We start from the raw sequence: 21,121 nt of genomic DNA, 5'->3' as shown, positions 1-21,121 counted from the left end.
GTCAGCGGCCTTCCGGGGGGTCGAAGGGGAGGACGGGGAGGGCCTCGACGGCCCGGAGTCGGGCGCTGGTCGAGCGGGGGTTGGCGGCGGCCTCCTCGGGCGAGGCCACCCACGGCTTGCGCTGGAGCAGGCGCACCGTCGGGGTCGCCCCGCACACGCACGGGAGGCCGGGCGGGCAGGTGCAGGCGCCGTCGGCGGCGGCGCGGAACCGGGTCTTGACCATCCGGTCCTCGACCGAGTGGAAGGCGATGACGGCGAGGCGTCCGCCCGGGACCAGGGCGTCGAGGGCCAGGTCGAGGGTCCGGTCGAGGGTGCCGATCTCGTCGTTCACCAGGATCCGCAGGGTCTGGAAGACCCGCTTGGCCGGGTCGCCGCTGCGGCGCCGGGCGGCGGGGACCGAGGTCCGGACGGTCTCGGCCAGGGCGGCGGTGGTCGTGGGCTCGTCGTCGACGATGGCGCGGGCGATGCGGCGGGCGAAGGGCTCGTCGCCCAGCTCCCGCAGGGCCCGGGCGAGGGTGTCCTCGTCGATGTCGGCCAGGAGCTCGGCGGCCGTGCGGCCCCGGGTCTGGTCCATGCGCATGTCGAGCGGGCCGTCGAGCTCGGTGCGGTAGCTGAACCCGCGGCGGGCCTGGTCGACCTGGGGCGAGGAGACGCCGAGGTCGGCGAGGATCGCCGTCACGTCGTCGACCCCCGCCGCCGCGACCACGTCGGCCAGCTCGTCGGAGCGGGCGTGGTGGAGCGAGACCCGGTCACCGAAGCGGGCCAGGCGCTCCCCGGCGACGGCCAGCGCCTCCCGGTCCCGGTCGATGCCGACGAGGCGGAGACCGGGGTGGGCGTCGAGCAGGAGCGCGGCGTGGCCGCCGAGGCCGAGGGTCAGGTCGATGTAGGTGCCCGAGGGGGCGGCCGCGAGGACGGCGCGGACCTCGTCGGCCAGGACCGGGAGGTGGGCCGGGCGGGAGGAGGGACCGTCCGGGTCGGGCGGTGGCGGTGGAGCGACCATGGTGAGGGCCATCCCCCTAGCTCCCCTGCCGGGGGACGTCGTAGGAGCTCTGGAGGAGCGAGATGGTGGCGCGGTGGTCCTCGCGCTCGACCTCTTCGGCGGCGGTGACCTCGGCCGGCCACAGCTCGACCCGGCTCCCGAACCCGACGAAGCGCACCTCGTTGCCGATGCCGACGGCGCCGCGCAGCGCCTCGGGCAGCGACAGGCGGCCCTGGATGTCGAGCCGGAAGTCCAACGTCGAGCGCCACAGCTCCCGGAGGATGGCGTCGGGCTCGACCTCGTGGCTGACGGCGAGGGCGCCCTTCAGGTGGTCGACGTAGCGGTCGAACTCGTCGACCGGCATGGCGGCCAGGCAGCGGCCCTGCCACACCGTGAGGTAGCCCCCGTCGGTGAAGTCCGCACGGTAGGGGGCGGGCAGGACGGCGCGGGACTTGGCGTCGACGCCGTTGCGGTACTCCCACGTGAATCGGGGCCGGGAGGGTGGGGCGACGGGCGCGGCGACGGCGCTGGACGCGCTCGCCTCTGCCACATCGCTCGCCGGTACCTGCCCCATAGGGTGGTGACCGTACGCCCCACTGTGGGGTTCGGTCAACCCACTTCGATACTTTCGAATGGGTTTCTCCCCCACCTACCCCCACCACCATAGGGGAACGTGTGTTCAGGCGCAACCTCGCGCCCGCCCGGCCCGGCCGCCACGGGAGGAGGCCTGGGCACCCTCGGCGCCGGCGCCGACGGCGTCGCCGCCCGGGGCGGCTCAGCCCGGGAGGGCGTCCAGCACGGCCGCGACCAGGCTGTTCTCGGCCACGGGGAGGGCCGCGGCCCGGGTGGCCAGGTCGGCGACCGCCGGCGCCCGGTCCTCGTCGGCCAGGGCCAGCAGGGCGACCAGGGCGGCGGGGTCCCATCGCAGCAGGGCGGCGACCTGGAACCGGGCGCCGTGGCGGGTCCGCCGCTGGGCCACCCCCACGACCTTGCGGCCCGCCACGGTGACCTCGCCCGGGCCCAGCCCGGCGAAGCACACCTGGCGGGACCAGGGCGTCGCCACCAGCCCGCCCCGGTGCACGACGGCGTCGGCGACGCCGCACCGGGCGAGGGCCCGGGCCCACACCTCCCCCACCCAGTGGGTGGCCCGGCCCACGTCGTCGTCCCACAGCGGGTCGCCCGGCGGCACCACCACGTCGACCCACACCGTCCCACCCGGCTCCACCAGCACCACCCCTCCCCCGCTCCGGCGCCGGGCGACCTCCACACCGGCCGCCGCGGCCGCGGCCCGGTCGACGAGCTCCTCGGGCTGGGTGCTGCCGAGCACGAGCGCGGGCCGCTCGACCCGGTGCACCCACACCTGGCGGCCGGACCCGGCGAGGACGTCGCGCCCGTGGTGCGCGGCCGCCGAGCCCACCGACGTCTCCACCGCCCACCCGGTCACGGCCGGGCCTCCCACCGGTCGACGGTGAGGGCGGCGAGGCGGTCCGGGTCAGGGGGCGGGGCCAGGCCCGGTCCGACGGGGACGGCCACGGCGCCCTCGGGGTCGACGCCGACGGGGGCGACCACGTCCGCGGTGAACAAGAGCTCGGTCGGGCCGACCATCGAGGGCCCCCCGACCTCGGGGCGGGCGGCCAGCCGGCGGGCGGCGGCCCGCCCCAGGCCGCTCTCGAGCATCCCGCCGACGTGCACGCCCCACCCGGCCCGGTGGGCCTGCGCCACCGCCTCGGCGGCGACGAGGTGACCGCCCATGCGGGCCGGCTTCACCGTCACCATGGTGGCCGCCCGGGCGGCGACGGCCGCGGCCAGGTCCGCGAGCGTCGCCACCCCCTCGTCGAGGGCGACCGGGGCGCCGATCGCGGCGGCGACGCGGGCGCTCCCCGCCAGGTCAGCCGCCGGGAGCGGCTGCTCGACGAAGGCCGGGCCCTCGGCGGCGACGGCCCGCAGCTCGTCGAGGTCGTCGAGGCCGAAGCTGCCGTTGGCATCGACGGCCACCGCCACGCCGGGCCGACGCTTCCGGACGGCGGCGAGGGGCACCACCGACCAGCCGGGTCGGACCTTGAGCACGACCAGCCGGGCCCCGGCGGCGACGGCCCGGTCGACCTCGTCGACGACGACGCCGGGGTCGTCCCCCAGCCCCACGGCGACGCCGAACGGCACCGCCGTCGACGACGCTCCGAGCGGCGACGGTGACGGCTGCCTCCGCTCGCGCCGCAGGGCCAGGTCGAGCAGGGCGTCGCGCACCGCCCCGGCCGCCATGGGCGGTGCCGACGGACCCGGCTCCTCCCCCGCCAGCAGGGCGGGGAGGAGGTCGGCCCGGAGCCGGTCCCACGCCCCGTCGGTCCACTCGGCGGTGTACCCGGGCCGGCTGAGGGTGGGGCACTCCCCCCAGCCCACGGCCCCGTCGGCGGCGACCACCCGGACGAGCAGGACCTGGCGGTCGCGCTCGGTGCCGTGGGCGGCCACGTGGGCCGCCCGGAGCGGGAGGGCGACCCTCCAGACGCCGGCGGCGGCGATCGTCGGGGGGTCCGACGGCGGCGCCCCGCTCACGCGGCCGTCAGGTAGGGCTCCCAGAGGGCCGGCACGGCGTCGACCGCGGTGGTGACCCACAGCGTCCGGCGAGGCGGTCCCGGCGCGACCCGCAGGCGCAGACCGCAGTCGCGCAGGGACCGGTCGGCCTTGCGCAGGTTGCAGGGGCGGCAGGCCGCGACCACGTTGTCCCAGCTGTGACCGCCCCCCCGGCTGCGGGGCACGACGTGGTCGACGGTCTCGGCCCGCGACCCGCAGTACTGGCAGCGGTGGGCGTCGCGGGCCAGCACGCCGCGACGGCTGACGCTGAGGTGGCGCTGGTACGGCACCTTCACCAGGGTGCGCAGGCGCACCACCGAGGGCACGGGCAGGCTGAGGCGCTCGGAGTGGAGGACCTCGTCGCCCTCGTGGACGATGTCGGCCCGCTCGGTGAGCACGAGCACGGCGGCCCGCCGCCCGGCGACGACGCTGAGCGGCTCGTAGGTGACGTTGAGCACCAGCGCCCGGATCATGGGCGGGAACGCTACCCCTGGAACGCCCCCCGGAGGAGGCGTTTGCCCGGCGGCCGGGCCGACCGGTCGGAGGTCCCGCGCCGTGGTGCATCGTCGCCGACGCACCACGGCACGGGGCCGCGCGGACCGGACGGTCAGGCGGGCGTGGGCGGCCGATCGGCGCGGTGGCGCCGGGCGCGGAGGGCGAGGGCGGCGACGCCGGCCACCACCAGGGCGGTGACGACGAGGGGCACCACGGGGGCACCGCCGCCGGCGTCGGATCGGGCCGAGGCCGGGACGCCGTCGGCCCGCTCGTCGCCGCCCTCGGTCGGCTCCCACGCCTGGTCGCGCCGGTCGCCGTCCCGCGCCTCGGCGGCCTCGGCGTCGTCCTCGTCGGTCGCGGCGTCGGCGCCTGCCTCGTCGGTGGTGGTCGTCGTGGAGGACGCATCGGCGGTGGTCGTCGGGGGCGCGGTGGAGCCCGGCGCCTCGGGGCCGGCGGTCGCCCCCGGCCCGGCGGCGCCGTCGGGGGCGGCCGGCGCGCCGCCACCGGTAGCCCCGTCGCCGGGTGCCGCCCCTCCCCCGCCGCCGCCCGGCGAGCCGCCGCCGGAGGAGCCACCGCCGGGGGGCCCGCCCCCACCGGGGGGCGGTGCCGGCGGCACCGTCGGCGCCGGCTCGGCCACGCCGTCGTCGCACTCGGCCGGTCGCGAGCCGCCCCACCCGCCACCGCCGGCGAACCGCCAGGCCTCGACGGTGCCCCCGGCGGGGGTCGTCGACCCCGCGCCGAGGTGCGAGTAGGCGTAGCACCGGTAGTAGCCCCAGTAGCGGGAGCCGCCCTCGGTGGCCGGGCAGCGCAGGCAGTCGGGGCCGTCGGCGCAGCCCACGAAGGTGCCGTTGGGGTCGGTGATGCCGCACACGGCGCCACCCTTGGCCCCGAAGGACTGCACCTCGAGCGCCAGCCCGGCGGCGCGCAGGACGTCGAGGCCCGAGCCTCCGGGGCTCACGCAGCGGGTGAAGGTGCCCGACGGGAAGGCCACGACCACCAGCACCGCGCTGGTGGCCACCTCGCCCTCGCCGGTCACGCAGCTGAGGCCGGCCTGGGCCCGCGGTCCGCCCGGCGCCGCCTGGGCCCCCGCCGGCCCGGCGGCGACGCCGAGGGCGACGACCAGGGCGACACCGGCGACGAGGGCCCGGGCGAGCCGCGCCCCGACGATCACGCCGGCGGGGCGGAAAGGCCCCGGTACTCGGTGGTGTTGATCATGCGGCGCACGAGCCACTCGGGGCTCGAGGTCCGCAGCTCCGCGGTCCAGAACTCCAGCCCGCCGGCGTCAGCCGCCCGTCGCAGCAGGGTGAGGTAGGTGGTCCGGACGAAGTGGGACCGCCCGTCCTGGGTGCTGATCAGCGTGCGGGCGACCTGGGCGCGGGTGCGGCCGGCGTCGAGCAGGCTGTTGACGTAGGCGACGTCGCTCGACAGGGCGGGGCGGCCCAGGGTGGCCGGGACGACGGCCTGCACCCACGCCGGCCGCGACCCGCCGGCGGCGGCGTAGAACTCGGACCCGCCGAGGAGGGTGGCGGCGACGTCGAAGCGCCGCCCGGCCCGGACCACCGGCGCCAGGTCCTGGACCTCGGTCGCGGTGGGGACCCGTCCCAGGTGCTCGACGGTCAGGCCGGTGAGCACCACCCGGGAGAACTCGACGGTCCCGGTGAACGCCCGCGACAGGTACGACGGCGACGTGCCGGCGTCGAACTGGCCGGTCCAGTACACGGCGCCGGCCTCCTCGGCCGGGCGGCGCAGCAGGTCGGCGTACATGAGGTTGACGAGCCGGCGGTTCGGCGTGGCGACCGGCGCCACGCAGGGCACGCCGGAGCCGTAGAAGGCCGCTCCCTCCGCCGCGGCCAGGCCCTGGATCGCCTGCGAGGTGGCGAAGGTGTTGGGGTCGCCGGGGCCGTCGAACGGGCCGCGGATGTAGCCCGCGGTCGGGTCCTGGTCGGCCTCGACGGCGGCGACCGGGGACGGGTAGGGCACGCCGACGAGCGAGGTCGGGGTCTGGCCGAGGGGCTGGTCGCGCCAGCACGGGGTGTCGGGGTCCGCGCCCTGGGAGGCGGCGGCGAGCATGGCCATGGCGGTGGAGTTGGCGTTGCCGTCGTCGAAGGCCCCGGCCCACGCCCCGGACGGGCGCTGGGCGAGGGCCAGGCCGACGATGGCCCGGCGGCTGACGGCCCGGGCCGCGGGCGAGGTCTCCTCGCGCAGGGCCAGGACCACCGCGGCGGTGAGGTCGGGGTCGAGGATGACACCGGCCGGGTCCCCCTCGAAGGCGAAGCCGCCGTCGTGCTGCTGGGCCGAGGCGATGGCGTCCAGGAGCCCGTCCGGGATCCCGGCGCCCAGCGCCGACAGGGCCCAGGCGGCGTACACCTTGCCGCCGAAGAGCAGGTCGGGGTAGCTGCCCGTCCCCGAGGCGGCGACGAGGGCGCCGACCAGGTCGACCGGGTCGTCGGTGTCGTCGGACGGGTCGAAGTCGGTCTCGTCGAGACCCAGGGGGGCGGTGACCAGGACGATGACCTTGGCCGCCTGCGACGCCTTGGCCGCCGGCGACGCCCCGGCGTCGCCCTGGACGCTGTCGACCCAGTCGTCGACGGCGTCGAGGGGGTCCTTGCCGTCACCGGTCTGCACCACCTCGACCGCGGCGAGCGCCTCGTCGGTGCTCCAGGTGGCGTCGGCCTGGCCGGCGGCGGCGAGGGCGTGGACGGCGTCGGGCGTCTCGAAGCCGGGGAAGCCGACGGTCTCGAAGCCGCCGTCGTCCTGCTGCTGGTCGACCAGCCACGCCCGGGCGTGGTCGAGGGCGGGCGTCGAGACGGCGCCCGCCGGGACGGACCCCACCGGCACCAACGGTGCGAGCAGGGCACCGCCGACGGCAGCAGCGGTGAAGAGACGGGTGCGCACGCGCATGGGACCTCCTGTGCTCCCGAGACCTCGAGGAGCGGTGATGCCGCGGACGAGCCGCGACGGGAACAGGGAGCCGGGCGGACCGGCGACAGGGTGGGTCATCTGGCTCACGGCCCCGTGGGCCGCTCACAGCTGCGGGTCAGCGCCGGTCTCTCACCGGCTTCCCCCATCGGCCCGGGTTGTCTGGTCCCGAGGTCGACCGCCGCACCATCCGGGGTTGCGGGCGAGTCCTGCTGGGGCCGTAGGTTACGGACGGCCCCCTCGCCGGTCAAAGGACGGGTCCACCGCATCGTGTCCGCCCCCCTCCACTCGGTGACCTGGCTGGTCTGGGCCGTCGCCGTCACGGTCTCGCTCCAGCTGGCCCGCAACCCGCTCCTCGTGGCCATCGCCCTGGCCGTGGTGTGGCTCGTCGTCGAGACCCACCGCCGCCCCGGGTCGCTGGCCCGGGCCTTCCCCGTCCTGCTCGCCGTCGCGGTCGTGTTCGGGCTGCTGCGGGTGGTGCTCATCGGCCTGACCACACCGCTCGACCCCGGCGCCGACGGCGCCCTGCTGAGCCTCCCACAGGCGACGCTGCCCACCGCCCTGGGCGGGTTCTCGGTAGGCGGGACGGTGTCGCAGTCGGTCGTCCTCCAGACCGCGATCGACAGCCTCGTGGTCGTCGGGATCATGGCCACCTTCGGCGCCTTCAACGCGGTGGCGTCCCACCACGAGCTGCTCGGCGCCGCCCCCCGGGCCTTCCACGAGCCCGGCCTCGTCCTCACCGTCGCCATGGCCTTCGTGCCCTCGACCCTCGACGCCGCCAGCGCCGCCCGCGAGGCCGACCGGGCCCGGACCGGCGGGGTGCGGGTCCGCCGGGGCCGCACCCTCCGCCTCGCCCTGCCGGTGCTGGAGACCGGCCTCGAGCGGGCCGTCCACCTGGCCGAGTCGATGGACGCCCGGGGCTACGGGCGCCAGCGGCCCCAGCCGTCGGACCGGGCCGCCGCCGCCCTGTCCGCCGGCGCCCTGGTGGCCCTGGCCGCCGCCGTGGTGGCGCTGGTCGGCCGGGCCACGGGCCTGGCCACCGGCCTCGCCGGTGCCGGGGTCGTCGCCCTCGTGGCCGCCGTCGTCGTCAGCGGCCGGACGGCGCCCACCCGGTACCGGCCCCGCCGCCTGGTCCGACGGGACGTCCTGGTGATGGCCGGGGTGCTCGCCGTGCCGGCCGTGCTGGCCGCCTGCGCGGCGGCAGACGTCCGCGACCTGGCGTGGGACCCGTCGCTCATCCCCCTGCGCTGGCCGTCCCTCCCCCTGCTGCCGGCGGCCGCCCTCGTCGGCCTGGCCCTCCCCGCCGCCGTGCGCCCCGCGCCTCGCGCCGCGGGTCCGGATGAGGCCGGGCCGGCCCGGACCTCGGCGCCGTGACCGCGCCGGGCTCGGTCCGCTGGGACGACGTCGGCTTCGCCTACCACGACGCCCCACCGGTCCTCGACGGCGTCGACCTGGAGGTCGACGACGGCGAGGTGGTCGTGCTCGTGGGCGACAGCGGGTCGGGCAAGAGCACCCTCCTGCGCACGGTGAACGCCCTGGTGCCACGCGGCACCGGGGGCCGGTTCCGGGGCCGCGTGGTCGTGGGCGGGCTCGAGGTCGGCGACCGCCGACCCCGCGACATGGCCGGCACCGTGGGCTTCGTCCACCAGGACCCCGAGGCCCAGGTGGTCGTCGACGAGGTCGAGCACGACGTGGCCTTCGCCCTCGAGAACCTCGGGGTCGCCGCCCCCGAGATGCGGCGCCGGGTCGAGGAGGTCCTCGACGCCGTCGGCATCGCCCACCTCCGCCACCGCTCCCCGGCCACGCTGTCGGGCGGCGAGCGCCAGCGGGCCGCGGTGGCCGGGGCCCTCGCCGCCGCCCCGGCCGTCCTCGTGCTCGACGAGCCGACGTCGATGCTCGACCCCCAGGGCGCCGACGACGTGCTGGCCGCCGTGGCCCGCGTCGCCGACGACCTGGGCACGACGGTGCTGATGGCCGAGCACCGCCTCGAGCGGGCCGGGCCCATGGCCGACCGGGCCGCCGTGCTCGCCGGGGGCCGGATCGCCGCCGTCGGCCCGCCGGGGGCGGTGCTCGGCCCGCTCGCCGGCGCACCGCCCGTCGCCCACCTGGGCCGCCTCCTCGGGTGGGACCCGGTCCCCCTCACCGTCCGGGAGGCCCGCCGGGCCTGGCGGCGTGCGCCCGTCGACCTCCACCCGCTCGCCGGCTGCGGGGCCGGGCGGCCCGATCTTCCGGACGCCGTCCCGGGCGACGTCCTGCTCGCGGCGCGCGGGCTGGCGGTGGGTCCCGGCGGGGGCGCGCCCGTCGTGGCGGGCGTCGACCTGGAGCTGCGGGCCGGCGAGGTCGTCGCCCTGCTGGGCCGCAACGGGGCGGGCAAGACGACGCTGCTGCGGGCGCTGGCCGACCTGGCCCCGCCCCTCGGCGGCACCGTCGAGCGGGCGGTGCGCACCGCCCTCGTGCCGCAGGACCCGTCGAGCCTCCTCTTCTCCCCCACCGTGCGCGCCGAGGTCGAGGAGACCTGCCGCCTGCTGGGCCACGACCGCGCCGGCGTCGACCCGTGGCTCGAGCGGCTCGCCCTCGGCCCCCTGGCCGAGCGGCACCCCCGCAGCCTCTCGACCGGCGAGCGCCAGCGCGTCGCCGTCGCCGCCGTGGCCGTCGGCGGGGCACCCGTCCTGCTGCTCGACGAGCCGACCCGCGGGATCGACGCTGCGTCCCGCTCGGCCCTCGAGGCGGCGGCGACCGACCACGCCGCCGGCGGTGGGGCGGTCGTGGTGGCGACCCACGACGTCGAGCTGGCCGCCCGCTGCGCCACCCGGGTCGTCGTCCTCGGCGGCGGCGAGGTCGTGGCCGACGGGCCGGCCCGCGAGGTCCTGTCCGGCTCGCTCTTCGCCCCGCAGATCCTCCGGGTCGTCCCCCCGTTCCTCACCGTGGCCGAGGTCGCCGCCGCCCGCGCTCCCCGCGACGAGGAGGTGCGATGACCTGGCGGGGCCTGCGGGTGCGGGCCGCCTACCTGCTGGCCAGCGTGGTCGGCTTCGGCGCCTTCCTGTACCCGTTCTGGCTGCCGACCGAGTCCGCCGACGCCGTGACCCGCGGCGGCGACGCCCCGCTCGTCGCCGGCCTGGTGGGGGCGCTGGCCGTGGCCGCGGTGCTCATCGAGGTCAAGGTCGGCACCATGGCCGGGGCCGACGTCGCCCTGCTGGGGATGCTCTCGGCCATGGCCGGCCTGCTGCGGCTCATCGACCTGCCCGGCGGGGGCAGCGGGATCTTCTTCCTCGTCCTGCTCGCCGCCGCCGCCTTCGGGCCCCGGTTCGGGTTCCTCCTCGGCCTGTTCGCCATGGCCCTCAGCGCGGTCATCACCGGTGGCATCGGCCCGTGGCTGCCGTTCCAGATGCTGGTGCTGGCGTGGATGGCGGCGGCGACGGGCGGGCTCGGGCGCATCACCCGGCGGCTCGGCCCCCGGGTCGAGGTGGCGGTGCTCGCCGCCTGGTCGTGGGCGGTCGGCTTCGGGTACGGGGCGATCATCAACCTGTGGTCGTGGCCGCTGACCCCCGGCCCGGGCGACCTGCAGTGGCGTCCCGGCCTCGGCCTGCAGGGCACGCTCGAGCACTACTGGTCGTTCTACGTGGCCACCTCTCTGGCCTGGGACGCGGCCGGCGCCACGGCCAACCTCGTCGTGGTCGCCCTCCTGGGGGTGCCGGTGCTGCGGACGCTGCGACGGTTCTCGCACCGCCTCGACCCGGTGGTGGTCCTGGAGCCCTCGATCAGCCCCGGGCCCGGGGCCAGGACCGGAGCCAGCGCAGCCACGTGACGAGGTCGGCGCCGGTCGGCGTCGAGCGCTCCCGCCCGTAGGCGGTCTCGATCCGGAAGCGCAGCCAGGGCTCGGCGGCGCGGGCGCCCCGTCCCCGGCGGGGCAGGTGGCGCACCCCGGCGCGGGCCGCCGTGCCCCACAGCCCGGGCCGGCGGGCGAGGGCCGATGCCGCCTGCGGGAGGTCGCGATCCACGCCGCCACCGTACCGGGCCCGTGTCCGGGCCGAGCCGGTGGGCAGGGCCGGCCCCATGAGCGATGACACCACCCACGACGACACCGCCACGGGCCGCGACGGACTGGTCGGCAAGGTGCAGGAGAAGGTGGGCTGGCTGACCGCCGACCGCGAGGCCGAGGCCAAGGGCAAGGTCCGCCAGCACGGCGGGGAGACCGGCGACGACGACGTCGAGGAGGCCGAGAAGGCCCTCCGCCAGGACTACGAGGAGTACGACCCCGCGGTCGACGCCGCCCCCGTCGCCGAGGACGTCACCCCCGCCGACGCCGACCCCCGCACCGGCTGACGGGTCCGAAGCCGGGTCAGACGCTCGCCGCCGACTCGGTTCTGTCGCGCTGAGCGCTCGCCCGCGAGCGCCTGCCGCGACAGAACCGCACCCGCCGAGCCCGCTCCGGTTCTGTCGCGCTGAGCGCTCACCCGTGAGCGCCTGCCGCGACAGAAACGGTTCCGTCAGCGTCCGAGGGCGCGCCAGCCGAGGGCGCCGGCGCCGACGAGGGGGCCGGCGTCGCCGAGGGCCCCGAAGCGGATCTCGGTGCCCCGGCTGTGGTCCATCCGGGCGCAGGCCGCCAGCTCGGCCCGGGCGGCGTCGAGGAAGACGTCGCCGTAGCCGAGGGCCACCGAGCCGGCCACGCAGGCCAGGCGCAGGTCCAGCAGGTTCGCCACCGACGCCACCGCCCGCCCGACCAGGGTCCCGGTGCGCTCCCGCACCGCCGGCGGGGCGTCCCGGGGGTGCCCGCCGGTGACGGCGGCGATCGCCGTGCCCGAGGCCTCGGCCTCGAGGCAGCCCCGCGCCCCGCACGCGCAGGTCCGGCCCCCGGGTTCGACGATGAGGTGGCCGATGTGGCCGGCGTTGCCGTCGGCCCCGTCGAGCATGCGCCCGTCGAGCACGATCCCGCCGCCCACGCCGGTCGAGACGACCATGGCGAGGAAGTCGTCCACGCCGCGAGCGGCGCCGACCCACCCCTCACCCAGGGCGAGGGCCTTGGCGTCGTTGTCGACCACCACGGGCAGGCCGGTGTGAGCGGCCAACCGGTCCCGGAGCGGGAAGCCGCGCCAGGCCGGGATGTTGAGCGGCGACACGCCCGTCGCGGTCATGGGCCCGCCGCAGCCCACCCCCACCGCCACCGGGGCCGAGGAGGCCTGCGCCCGGACCTGGTCGACCAGCCCGGTGACCACGGCGAACAGCGCCTCGGGGTCGTCCCCGGCCGGGGTGGCCACCTGCCGGCGACCGGCGAGGCCGCCCGCGGCGTCGACGGTCCCCGCCGCCAGCTTCGTCCCCCCGACGTCGAGCGCCAGCACCACCTCCGCGTCCACGCCCCCGTCCTACCAGAGGCCCCGCCGGCCGCTGCGACCCAGGCGCGGCGGAACCGGCGTGACCGAGGGCCTACCCTGGCGCGTCGACCTGAGGAGGGCCCGTGGCCGACGCGTCACCGATCGATCGCTCAGACGGCGCCCCCGGCGGGCTCCGTCCCGAGGACGCGGCCCGGACGTTCGACGCCATCGTCGCCAACGTGTCGCGGGTGATCCAGGGCAAGGCCGAGGTCACCCGGATGATCCTGCTCGCCCTCGTCGCCGGGGGCCACGTGCTCATCGAGGACGTGCCCGGGGTCGGCAAGACCAGCCTGGCCAAGGCCCTCGCCGCCTCGATCGACGGCAGCTTCGGGCGCATCCAGTTCACGCCGGACCTGCTCCCGTCGGACGTGGTCGGCGTGAGCGTGTACGACCGGCGGTCGGCGACGTTCGACTTCCGGCCCGGCCCGGTCTTCGCCAACGTCGTCCTGGCCGACGAGATCAACCGGGCCTCGCCCAAGACCCAGGCCGCCCTGCTCGAGTCGATGGCCGAGGGCCAGGTGACCGTCAGCGGGGAGACCTACGGCCTCGAGCAGCCCTTCGTGGTGCTGGCCACCCAGAACCCGGCCGAGCACGAGGGCGCCTACCCCCTCCCCGACAGCCAGCTCGACCGCTTCCTGCTGCGGGTCTCGGTGGGCTACCCGTCCGAGGACGCCGAGGTGGCCATCCTCGCCAGCGACGGGGCCGAGGACGCCATCCCCCACCTCAAGCCGGTCGCCAGCACCGCGGCCGTGGCCGCCCTCGGCACCGCCGGGCGCGGCGTCCACATCGCCCCCGGGCTCCAGCACTACCTGGTCGACCTGGCCACGGCCAGCCGGTCCCACCCCCGCCTGGCGCTCGGCATGTCCCCCCGGGCGACGCTGAGCCTGCAGCGGGCGGCCCAGGCCCGGGCCCTGGTCGCCGGGCGGGACTTCGTGGTGCCCGACGACATCAAGGCCTTGGCCGTCCCGGCCCTCGCCCACCGGCTCCAGCTGGCCCCCGAGGCGGCCCTCTCGGGCACGTCGCGATCGCACATCGTGGCCGAGCTCCTCGACCGGGTCCCCGTCCCCACCACGGCCGGCCCCCGCCGGTGATCACCCGGCCCGGCGCCCTGGTCCTCGCCGGATCGGTGGCCCTGGCCGTCGCCGGCCGGTTGCTCGGCCTGGTCGAGGCCTACGTGCTCGCGGCCGCCGGTGGCCTCCTCGTCATCGTCGCCGTGGCGCAGGTCCTCGTGCTCCAGCCCCGCCTCCGCGTCCGGCGCTCGGTCCGCCCCGAGCGCGTCCACGTGGGCACGCCGGCGCGGGTCGAGATCGACGTGGCCTCGGTCGGCCGGGTGGCGACCCCGGTGCTGACCCTGGTCGACCCGATCGGCGACCGGGCCGGGGCCCGCCTCCGCCTCGCCCCGCTGCCGGTCGGCGGCACCGTCCGCGCCGCCTACCGGCTCCCGACCCGCACCCGGGGCGAGGTGTCGGTGGGGCCGCTGCAGGTCGAGGTGGCCGACCCGTTCGGCCTGGCCCACCGGCGCCAGGTGGTGGCGGACAAGGTGCGCCTCGTCGTCCTCCCCCACGTGGACCCGATCCGGCCCCTCCCCCCACCGGCCGGCGCCGAGCCCCTGTCGGGCCAGGAGGGCCGCCCCGGCCTCGGGCGGTCGGGCGACGAGTTCCACACGCTGCGGCCCTACGTCGTGGGCGACGACATCCGTCGGGTGCACTGGCCGATGAGCGCCCGGTCCGACGACCTGGTGGTGCGCCAGGACGACGAGCCCCGGCAGGGCCGCCTCACCGTCGTGCTCGACGTGACCTCGGCCCACACCTCGACCGACGGCTTCGAGCGCATGGTCTCGGCGGCGGCGAGCATCGCCGCCGCCCACTGGCAGCGGGGCGACATCGTCCGCCTCCTCACCAGCGACCACCAGGACACCGGCTGGGCCACGGGCGTGGCCGCCTACGACAACCTGATGGAGGTGCTGGCCGTGGCCGCCCGCTCGGCGCGGGCCGACCTGGACCGGGTCCTGGGCCTCACCGACGCCGGCGCCCACGCCATCGTCGTCGTGACCGGCGGCCGGCCCGACGCCGACATCGCCACCCTCGCCGGCCACCGGGCCCGGCGCGCCGGCCACCGGGCCGGGATGACGGTCGTGCGCTTCCTCGGCCACGCCCCGGCCGACCGGGTCGGTGGCATCCGGGGCGTCCGGATCGTCGACGTGGGCCCGAGCCGACCCTTCCCCCTGGTCTGGGAGGACGCCCGGGTCCGCCGGCGGACGCCGGTGGGGAGCCGGCCGTGACGACGACGCTCGCCCCGCCCCCGCCGGCCGCGCCCCGACCCCCCACGGCCCCGGCGCCGGGGGCCCCGCCGGGGCGGACCGTCCGCCGGCCGGAGGGGCTGTGGGTCACCGAGCTCCTCCTGCTCGCCGTCACCCTGGTCGCGGTGGCCGGCTTCGCCCGGCTCTTCGCCGACCGCCCCGTCGTGCTCCCGCTCCTCGTCGCCGCCGTCGGTGCCCACCTGGCCGGGGCGGCGAGCCGCCGCCTCGGCTGGGGTGCGGGCCGGACGGTCGCCCTCTCGGTCGGGGCCTTCGTCCTCCAGGTGTCGGTCGTCCTGTACCCCCACACGTCGGCCTACGGCCTGCCCACCCCGGCCACGCTGGACGCCGTCGGCCACGACCTCAGCCGGGCCTGGGAGCTCTTCGGCGAGGTCCGGGCGCCGGCGCCCCGCTCCCGGGGGTTCCTGGTCGCGTCGAGCCTCACCCTGTGGGTGGCGGTGGGGCTGGCCGACTGGGCCGCCTTCCGCCTCCGCACCGTGGCCGAGGCCGTGCTGCCCGCGGCCGCCGTGTTCGTCTTCACCACCCTGCTCGGCCGGGGCGGCGGCGGCGTGGCCCTCACCGCTCTGCTCGTGGCGGCCGTGCTCGCCTTCGCCGCCGCCCAGCGGGGCAGCCGCTCGGGGCGAGACGACGCGTGGGTCGGCGGGCGGGCCCGCGCCGGGACGGTCGCCCTCGCCCGGTCCGGCGCCCTGGTCGCCCTGGCCGTGGCCCTGGTGAGCGGGCTGCTGGGCCCGCACCTGCCGACGGCGGGCGACGAGGCCCTCGTCGACTGGCGGGGGGAGGACGGACCCGACGGGCGCACGACCGTCAGCCCGCTGGTCGACATCCGGTCGCGGCTCGTCGAGCAGGGCAACCACACCGTCTTCACGGTGCGGGCCCCGCAGGGCCACTACTGGCGGATGACCTCGCTGCCGCAGTTCGACGGGCAGGTGTGGTCGTCGAGCGAGCGCTTCGGCGAGGCCGACGGCGGGCTGCCGAGCGAGCCGCCGGAGGCGACGACCGAGACGGTGCGCCAGGAGTTCACCATCCGCCGGCTGGGCTCGATCTGGGCGCCGGCGGCGACGACGCCGACGCGGCTGGTCGAGAGCTCGACCGACCTGCGGTGGAACGGGGAGCTGGCGACCCTGATCGTGCCCCGGGACACGCCGACGATCGACGGCGTCACCTACACCGTCGAGTCCGCCGTCCCCTCGTTCACGCCCGACGACCTGGACCGCCCGCAGCCCGAGGACCTTCCCGACGACGTGGCGGAGGCGACCCGGCTGCCACCCGACCTACCCGCCGTGGTGGCCGAGACGGCCGCCGCCATCGTCGCCGACGCCGGCGACACCCCCTACGCCCGGGCCCTGGCCCTCCAGGACTGGTTCCGGTCCGAGTTCACCTACGACCTCGACGGCGTCGGCGCCGGGCACGGCGGCACGGCCATCGAGGCGTTCCTGGCCGCGCGGCGGGGCTACTGCGAGCAGTTCGCCGGCACCTTCGCGGCGATGGCCCGCACCCTGGGCCTCCCCAGCCGGGTCGCCGTCGGGTTCACCATGGGCGACCCCCGCGCCGACGGGACCGGCTTCACGGTCCGGGGCCGCAACGCCCACGCCTGGCCCGAGGTGTGGATCGCCGAGGCCGGCTGGGTGCCCTTCGAGCCCACGCCGGGGCGGGGCATCCCGGGGGCCGAGCAGTACACGGGCGTCCCCGCCCAGCAGTCGGGCGAGGAGGCGGTCCCCGCCCCCACCACCGCGCCCGCCGCCACCGAGCCGGCACCGACCACGGCCCCGGCGAACGGGCCGGCCACGGTCCCGCCCGGCGAGCGCGAGGGCGCCGAGACGGTCGGGGCCACCCCGGCCGGCGACGACGGGACGCCGCTCTGGCTGGTGGTGCCCCCGCTGGTCCTGCTGGCCGGGCTGGTCCTGCTGGGGCTGGACGCCGCCGTGATCGCCGCGGTGCGGGCCCGGCGGGGCCGGGGCCACGGTGCCGACGGCACCGTGGCCGGCCGGGTCCGGGCGGCGTGGGCGCGGGCGCTCGACGCCCTGCGCCTCGTGGGCATCACCCCGGTGCCAGCCGAGACGGCCCGGGAGTTCGCCCGCCGGGCCAGCGGCGACCTGGGGGAGGCGGGCCCGGCGCTCACCCGTTTGGCGGGGATGGTCACCGCCACCACGTGGGCCCCGGCGTCGGCTCGGGCCCCGGGCGACCTCACCGGCCAGGCCGACGCCCTGGCCCACGCCATCGCCCGCCAGGTCCACGACACCGCCGGCTGGACCCCCCGCCTGAGGGCCGCCCTCGATCCGAGAACCCTCAAGTCCCCCTGAGACGGGAGCACCGAGCGCGAAGCAGACGACGCTCGAGCACGACGAGACCGGACATGGCCCGCGACCAGGCCCGGCCCGGCGCAGCCGCTGGGGGGGCGGGGGGTCTCCCCCCGCAGAGGAGCCGTGTGCCCGAGGAACGAGGGCTCCGGCTCCGGGGAGGTCTTCAGACCCGAGCGGAGCGAGGGCCGTTCAGCTCGAAGGAACGGAGAGAGCGCCAGCGAACGAGTGACTGAGACCGCGCCAGCGAGTGACTGAGACTCACTCGTCGGGTCGCCGCAGCCGCTCGCGGGCGCGCTCGGTGGCGCCGCGGAGGCCGTCGCCGAGACCGCGGTCGCGGAGGGTCTGGGTCAGGTGGTCGATGCCGGCCCGTCCCATCGCGCTGAGGCTGCGCTCGAACCACAGGGCCGAGCCCAGCATGACCACGAAGCCGAGGAGGGCCACGACGAAGCTGTGCTCCCAGGCCAGGGTGACGAGGAGGACGGCGAGGCCGGCGACGAACGAGAGGGCGGCCCACCGCATGGCGCGCAGGTGGCGGGCGTGGCTGCTGGCCCGACCCATCTCCCCGGCGAGGTCGGGGTCCTGGTCGTAGAACTGCTGCTCGATCTGCTGGAGGATCCGCTGTTCGTCTTCCGAGAGCGGCATGTCGTTCCCTTCACCCATCCCCACCGGACGGCGTCGGCCCTGACGAGTGCCCCTACTCTCGCACAGCCGAGCACCACCGACAACGCGCACCGCGGGTGAAACGACGGGTCCCCCGTCCGGCCCAGAGGGGGGTCACCCTTCCTGGTCAGGCCCCCACTGCTGGTCGCCGCGGCGGCGCACGTGGATGCCCGTGGGGCTGGCCAGCGACGCGGGCACGACGGCGTCGGCGCCGTAGCGCTCGCGGGCCCGGTCGACGGCGTCGGTGGCGGCCGCCCAGGCGGCGGCGTCCGGCTCGGCCGGGGCCGGGCCGTCGGCGCCGCCCTCCCCGAGGGCGTCGAGCAGGCTGAGCTGGGTGCCGGTCCCCGCTCCGGGGGACACCAGGTTCGACACCCCGACCCCCAGGAGGCGGACCCCGGGGCTGACGTCGACCAGGGCGAGGAGGTCCTTGGCCACCCGGGCCACGGCCGGGCCGGTGGCGACGGCGTCGGGCGGGGTGGCGCTGCGGGTGATGGTGCGGAAGTCGCCGAAGCGGACCTTGACGGTGACGGTCCGGGCCACCGTCCCGTGGCGCCGCAGGCGGGCCGCCACGGCGTCGGCCATGCGGACGGCCTCGGTGCGGAGCTCGGCGGGGTCGAAGCGGTCGGTGGGGTAGGTCTCCTCGTGGCTGATGGACTTCAGCTCCTGGGCGGGTTCGACCGACCGGGGGTCCACGGCGTGGGCCAGGTCGTGGAGGTGACGCCCGTGGGCCTTGCCGACGGCGCCCTCGAGGGTGGCGAGGGGCATCTGGGCCAGATCACCGACGGTGCGGATCCCGTAGCGCTCGAGACGGCCGAGGGTCGCCGGCCCGACGCCCCACAGGGCCTCCACCGGCAGGGGGTGGAGGAAGGCCAGCTCACCGCCGGGTTCGACCACCGAGATGCCGGGGCCGAACACGGGGCCGGTGCGGGAGGGGCGGGGCTTGGCGTCGTTGGTGGCCAGCTTGGCCAGGAACTTCACCGGCGCCACGCCGACCGAGCAGGTCAGGCGCTCCTCGTCGAGGATCCGGCGGCGGAGCGCCCGGGCGATGGTCGGACCGTCGCCGGCCCGCCGACGGGCGCCGGTGACGTCGAGGAAGGCCTCGTCCAGCGACAGGGGCTCGACCAGCGGCGTGACGGACCGCAGGATGGCCATGACCCGCTCGCTGACCTCGGCGTAGTGGGCGTGGTCGCCCGGCAGGAACACGGCGTCCGGGCACAGGCGGCGAGCCCGGGCCGACGGCATGGCCGAGAAGACGCCGTAGGAGCGGGCCTCGTAGGACGCGGCGGCGACGACGCCCCGGGTCCCGCTGCCCCCGACCACGACCGGCTGGCCGCGGAGCTCGGGCCGGCGGAGCAGCTCGACGGACACGAAGAACGCGTCCATGTCGAGGTGGAGGATGGTCCGCGCCCCCGGCCGGTCGGCCGGCGGGCCGTCCTTGCTCGTCGTGGCTACTCCTCGTCGCTCGAGCCGGGGGCGTTGTTGCACGGCGGCGGGACGTCGGCCGAGCAGGTGGGCAGGTCGGCGTACTCGTCGGGGTAGCCGGCCACGCCGTCGCCGTCGAGGTCCTCGCAGATGCTGATGTCGGGGGCGGTGGCGGCGCACTCGGCCCCGTCGACGAGGTAGGTGCCCTCGCCGTCGCCGTCGGGGTCGATGCAGTCGGGGTCGCCCTCCTCGAGCGAGCAGGGGTCGCCGGGGTCCAGCCCGCCGGCGGTGGACCCGGGCGCGGTCGCCTCCCCCTCGTCGCCGTCCCCGTCGTCGGACGGGGTGGTCGGGGAGGCCTCCGTGGTGCCCGGGGCCGTCGAGGCCGTCGACGACTCGGCCTCGGTCGTCGCCGCCTCGGTGGTGCTGGTCGTCGTGGCGTCGTCGCCGGTGCGCTCCTGGTCGCCGTCGTCGGAGCCGCACCCGGCCGCGACGAGGGTCAGGGCGGCGACCAGGGCGATGAGGGCGGTCCGGCGACGCCGGCGGGCGGGGGTCAGGGGGGCGCGCACAGTCGCCGTACCTCCGGGTGGGGGACGGTGTCGACGGTAGCCGGGTGCGGCGCGCCCCCACCCTGCGACCGCCGGGGGTGGCCCACCCGGGGGCCGACCTCAGCCGGCGTCGGTGGGGCGTCCGGGCGTCGGCCCGGACAGGCGCTCGACGGCGATCCGGCGCTCGCCCCCGAGGGCCCCGGTGACCCGGTAGGACCAGGACGCCCCTCGGTCCGCCGCGCCCCGGAGCCACTCGCAGAGGGGCTCGCGCACCCACTGCGGCGACCCGCCGACCAGGGCGACGCACTCGTCGGGGTCGACGAACCGGGCGTCGACCACGATCCCGTCGGGGTCGGCGACGACGAGGTCACCCTCGACCACCTCGGCCACGTGGGCCTCGACGGTGAGGTGCCAGCCCATGTCGGGGGCCTCGGCCTCGATGCGGTACGCCGGCCCGGACCAGGCCCCGATGCGGAGGCCGGTCTCCTCCTCGACCTCGCGCGTCAGCCCGGCCAGCAGGCCCTCGCCGGCGTCGATGACGCCCCCCGGCGGTGACCAGTCCAGCCGGCCGTCGCGCCGGCGGTTCTGGACGAGGAGCACGGCGCCCCCGGAGACCACGAGTCCCCCGCCGACGAGCCACCGGCGGGGCTCGGGGGCCTCGGGCGGGCGCCCGGGGTCGTGGTCGGACGTCATGACCCCGGCCCCTCCTCGGGGGCCCGGCCACCCAGGCCCCGACGGCGGCTGAGGACCCGGTCGCGCAGCCCCCACCAGGCGACGAGGCGCAGCCCCTCCCCCACGATGCTGAGGGACATCTTCGAGGTGCCCCGCACCCGGTCGCGGAAGGTGATCGGCACCTCGACCACCCGGTGGCCGTTGCGGATCAGGGAGTAGACCATCTCGATCTGGAAGCCGTACCCGTAGCTGGTGATGGCGGCCAGGTCCAGGCTCCGCAGGGCGTCGGCGGTGTAGGCCCGGTACCCGGCGGTGGCGTCGCGGACCTTGATGCCGAGGGCGGCCGAGACGTACAGGTTGCCCGCCCGCGACAGGGCCAACCGGTGGCGGGGCCACCCGGGGACGGCGCCGCCGGGGACGTACCGGCTCCCGATGGCCAGGTCGGCGCCGGCGTCGACGGCGGCCAGCAGGTCGGGCAGGGCCTCGGGCTCGTGGGAGAGGTCGGCGTCCATCTCGACCAGCACGGTGAACCCGCGGGCGAGCCCCCAGGCGAACCCGGCCCGGTAGGCGGGTCCCAGCCCGCCCTTCTCCGCCCGGCGCAGCACGTCGACCTGCCCGACCTCGGCCCCGGCCGCCTCGGCCAGGTCGGCGGTGCCGTCGGGGCTGTTGTCGTCGACCACCAGCACGTGGGCCTCGGGGACGGCGGCGCGGACCCGACCGATGACGTCGGCGATGTTCTCCGCCTCGTCGTAGGTCGGGATGATCACGAGGACCGGCACGACGGGCAACTCTAGGAGGCCGCTGCCGTCGGCCCGCACATGTCTCGCATCCCCCGGGCGCGGGCCTCGGACGCTCCGGCTGCGCCGGCACGAGGG

General features: G+C 77.6%; 21 protein-coding genes and 1 riboswitch. Of the genes, 7 read left to right on the top strand and 14 right to left on the bottom strand.

Features of this window, described 5'->3' with window-relative positions; genetic code table 11:
• Window position 1: 1 nt before the first annotated feature.
• The 7 genes from rsmH to HC251_RS10340 form a co-directional block, all read right to left on the bottom strand.
• A complete protein-coding gene (gene rsmH / locus HC251_RS10370) occupies window positions 2-1,012 on the bottom strand; it encodes a 16S rRNA (cytosine(1402)-N(4))-methyltransferase RsmH (protein WP_219945214.1) in 1,011 nt (336 codons plus the stop codon).
• A gap of 4 nt (window positions 1,013-1,016) precedes the next feature.
• Window positions 1,017-1,529 (bottom strand): division/cell wall cluster transcriptional repressor MraZ, encoded by a 513-nt coding sequence (locus tag HC251_RS10365; protein ID WP_219945213.1) that lies wholly within the window; start codon window positions 1,527-1,529, stop codon window positions 1,017-1,019.
• A 225-nt stretch (window positions 1,530-1,754) separates the two neighbouring features.
• Window positions 1,755-2,438, bottom strand: a complete 684-nt coding sequence (locus tag HC251_RS10360; RefSeq protein ID WP_219945212.1) for a hypothetical protein — start codon at window positions 2,436-2,438, stop codon at window positions 1,755-1,757.
• The gene (locus HC251_RS10355) at window positions 2,420-3,529 is read right to left on the bottom strand and encodes an enolase C-terminal domain-like protein (protein WP_219945211.1); all 1,110 of its coding nucleotides are present in this window, start codon (window positions 3,527-3,529) and stop codon (window positions 2,420-2,422) included. The genes HC251_RS10360 and HC251_RS10355 overlap by 19 nt, the downstream gene beginning before the upstream one ends.
• Window positions 3,526-4,020 (bottom strand): HNH endonuclease, encoded by a 495-nt coding sequence (locus tag HC251_RS10350; RefSeq protein ID WP_219945210.1) that lies wholly within the window; start codon window positions 4,018-4,020, stop codon window positions 3,526-3,528. The genes HC251_RS10355 and HC251_RS10350 overlap by 4 nt, the downstream gene beginning before the upstream one ends.
• Before the next feature lie 134 nt (window positions 4,021-4,154).
• On the bottom strand, window positions 4,155-5,213 hold the full coding sequence (locus HC251_RS10345; RefSeq protein ID WP_219945209.1) for a hypothetical protein: 1,059 nt from the start codon (window positions 5,211-5,213) through the stop codon (window positions 4,155-4,157).
• The gene (locus HC251_RS10340; RefSeq protein ID WP_219945208.1) at window positions 5,210-6,943 is read right to left on the bottom strand and encodes a hypothetical protein; all 1,734 of its coding nucleotides are present in this window, start codon (window positions 6,941-6,943) and stop codon (window positions 5,210-5,212) included. Before HC251_RS10340 ends, HC251_RS10345 begins: the two co-directional genes overlap by 4 nt.
• A gap of 92 nt (window positions 6,944-7,035) precedes the next feature.
• A riboswitch (cobalamin riboswitch) is annotated at window positions 7,036-7,107 on the bottom strand.
• Window positions 7,108-7,231: 124 nt separating this feature from the next.
• Between HC251_RS10340 and HC251_RS10335 the strand changes: the two genes are divergently transcribed.
• The 3 genes from HC251_RS10335 to HC251_RS10325 are packed head-to-tail and all read left to right on the top strand — an operon-like array spanning window position 7,232 to window position 10,766.
• On the top strand, window positions 7,232-8,335 hold the full coding sequence (locus HC251_RS10335) for an energy-coupling factor transporter transmembrane component T (RefSeq protein WP_219945207.1): 1,104 nt from the start codon (window positions 7,232-7,234) through the stop codon (window positions 8,333-8,335).
• Window positions 8,332-9,936: an ABC transporter ATP-binding protein gene (locus HC251_RS10330; RefSeq protein WP_219945206.1), complete on the top strand. Its 1,605-nt coding sequence runs from the start codon at window positions 8,332-8,334 to the stop codon at window positions 9,934-9,936. The genes HC251_RS10335 and HC251_RS10330 overlap by 4 nt, the downstream gene beginning before the upstream one ends.
• Window positions 9,933-10,766 carry an ECF transporter S component gene (locus tag HC251_RS10325; RefSeq protein WP_219945205.1) on the top strand — a complete coding sequence of 278 codons (834 nt, stop codon included), beginning with the start codon at window positions 9,933-9,935 and terminating at the stop codon, window positions 10,764-10,766. Before HC251_RS10330 ends, HC251_RS10325 begins: the two co-directional genes overlap by 4 nt.
• On the opposite strand, the gene HC251_RS10320 is transcribed toward HC251_RS10325, so the two are convergent.
• Window positions 10,720-10,959 carry a hypothetical protein gene (locus tag HC251_RS10320; RefSeq protein WP_219945204.1) on the bottom strand — a complete coding sequence of 80 codons (240 nt, stop codon included), beginning with the start codon at window positions 10,957-10,959 and terminating at the stop codon, window positions 10,720-10,722. The genes HC251_RS10325 and HC251_RS10320 overlap by 47 nt on opposite strands.
• Before the next feature lie 55 nt (window positions 10,960-11,014).
• Here HC251_RS10320 and HC251_RS10315 point away from each other — a divergent pair, with 55 nt between their 5' ends.
• On the top strand, window positions 11,015-11,284 hold the full coding sequence (locus HC251_RS10315) for a hypothetical protein (RefSeq protein WP_219945203.1): 270 nt from the start codon (window positions 11,015-11,017) through the stop codon (window positions 11,282-11,284).
• Between the two features lie 164 nt (window positions 11,285-11,448).
• Here HC251_RS10315 and HC251_RS10310 read toward each other — a convergent pair whose 3' ends face one another.
• Complete coding sequence (locus HC251_RS10310; protein WP_219945202.1) at window positions 11,449-12,312, bottom strand: ROK family protein; 864 nt, start codon at window positions 12,310-12,312, stop codon at window positions 11,449-11,451.
• A 101-nt stretch (window positions 12,313-12,413) separates the two neighbouring features.
• Between HC251_RS10310 and HC251_RS10305 the strand changes: the two genes are divergently transcribed.
• Genes HC251_RS10305 through HC251_RS10295 form a run of 3 tightly spaced genes read left to right on the top strand, consistent with a single transcriptional unit; the run spans window position 12,414 to window position 16,947 of the window.
• Window positions 12,414-13,421, top strand: a complete 1,008-nt coding sequence (locus tag HC251_RS10305) for a MoxR family ATPase (RefSeq protein WP_255566674.1) — start codon at window positions 12,414-12,416, stop codon at window positions 13,419-13,421.
• Window positions 13,418-14,611, top strand: a complete 1,194-nt coding sequence (locus HC251_RS10300; RefSeq protein ID WP_219945201.1) for a DUF58 domain-containing protein — start codon at window positions 13,418-13,420, stop codon at window positions 14,609-14,611. The genes HC251_RS10305 and HC251_RS10300 overlap by 4 nt, the downstream gene beginning before the upstream one ends.
• Window positions 14,608-16,947 carry a DUF3488 and transglutaminase-like domain-containing protein gene (locus tag HC251_RS10295; RefSeq protein ID WP_219945200.1) on the top strand — a complete coding sequence of 780 codons (2,340 nt, stop codon included), beginning with the start codon at window positions 14,608-14,610 and terminating at the stop codon, window positions 16,945-16,947. The genes HC251_RS10300 and HC251_RS10295 overlap by 4 nt, the downstream gene beginning before the upstream one ends.
• 258 nt (window positions 16,948-17,205) lie before the next feature.
• Here the strand turns inward: HC251_RS10295 and HC251_RS10290 are convergent, their stop codons facing one another.
• From HC251_RS10290 to HC251_RS10270, 5 genes are all read right to left on the bottom strand, one after another.
• On the bottom strand, window positions 17,206-17,589 hold the full coding sequence (locus HC251_RS10290; protein ID WP_219945199.1) for a DUF3040 domain-containing protein: 384 nt from the start codon (window positions 17,587-17,589) through the stop codon (window positions 17,206-17,208).
• Between the two features lie 132 nt (window positions 17,590-17,721).
• Window positions 17,722-19,092 (bottom strand): DNA polymerase IV, encoded by a 1,371-nt coding sequence (locus HC251_RS10285; RefSeq protein ID WP_255566673.1) that lies wholly within the window; start codon window positions 19,090-19,092, stop codon window positions 17,722-17,724.
• Entirely contained in the window at window positions 19,056-19,595 is a 540-nt protein-coding gene (locus HC251_RS10280; protein ID WP_219945197.1) for a hypothetical protein, read from the bottom strand. The genes HC251_RS10285 and HC251_RS10280 overlap by 37 nt, the downstream gene beginning before the upstream one ends.
• A gap of 99 nt (window positions 19,596-19,694) precedes the next feature.
• Complete coding sequence (locus HC251_RS10275; RefSeq protein WP_219945196.1) at window positions 19,695-20,267, bottom strand: NUDIX hydrolase; 573 nt, start codon at window positions 20,265-20,267, stop codon at window positions 19,695-19,697.
• The gene (locus HC251_RS10270; protein ID WP_370651278.1) at window positions 20,264-21,034 is read right to left on the bottom strand and encodes a polyprenol monophosphomannose synthase; all 771 of its coding nucleotides are present in this window, start codon (window positions 21,032-21,034) and stop codon (window positions 20,264-20,266) included. Before HC251_RS10270 ends, HC251_RS10275 begins: the two co-directional genes overlap by 4 nt.
• Between the last annotated feature and the right edge of the window lie 87 nt (window positions 21,035-21,121).

The organism is Iamia sp. SCSIO 61187 (genome assembly GCF_019443745.1).
In the GTDB taxonomy this organism is placed as follows: domain Bacteria; phylum Actinomycetota; class Acidimicrobiia; order Acidimicrobiales; family Iamiaceae; genus Iamia.
This window is presented reverse-complemented; position numbering and strand designations above follow the sequence as displayed.

Excerpts from the sequence above, each read along its gene's own strand:
- HC251_RS10290 (WP_219945199.1), bottom strand. The coding sequence starts at position 17,589 with ATGCCGCTCTCGGAAGACGAACAGCGGATCCTCCAGCAGATCGAGCAG.
- HC251_RS10325 (WP_219945205.1), top strand. The coding sequence starts at position 9,933 with ATGACCTGGCGGGGCCTGCGGGTGCGGGCCGCCTACCTGCTGGCCAGC.
- HC251_RS10350 (WP_219945210.1), bottom strand. The coding sequence starts at position 4,020 with ATGATCCGGGCGCTGGTGCTCAACGTCACCTACGAGCCGCTCAGCGTC.
- HC251_RS10340 (WP_219945208.1), bottom strand. The coding sequence starts at position 6,943 with ATGCGCGTGCGCACCCGTCTCTTCACCGCTGCTGCCGTCGGCGGTGCC.
- HC251_RS10275 (WP_219945196.1), bottom strand. The coding sequence starts at position 20,267 with ATGACGTCCGACCACGACCCCGGGCGCCCGCCCGAGGCCCCCGAGCCC.
- HC251_RS10315 (WP_219945203.1), top strand. The coding sequence starts at position 11,015 with ATGAGCGATGACACCACCCACGACGACACCGCCACGGGCCGCGACGGA.
- rsmH (WP_219945214.1), bottom strand. The coding sequence starts at position 1,012 with ATGGCCCTCACCATGGTCGCTCCACCGCCACCGCCCGACCCGGACGGT.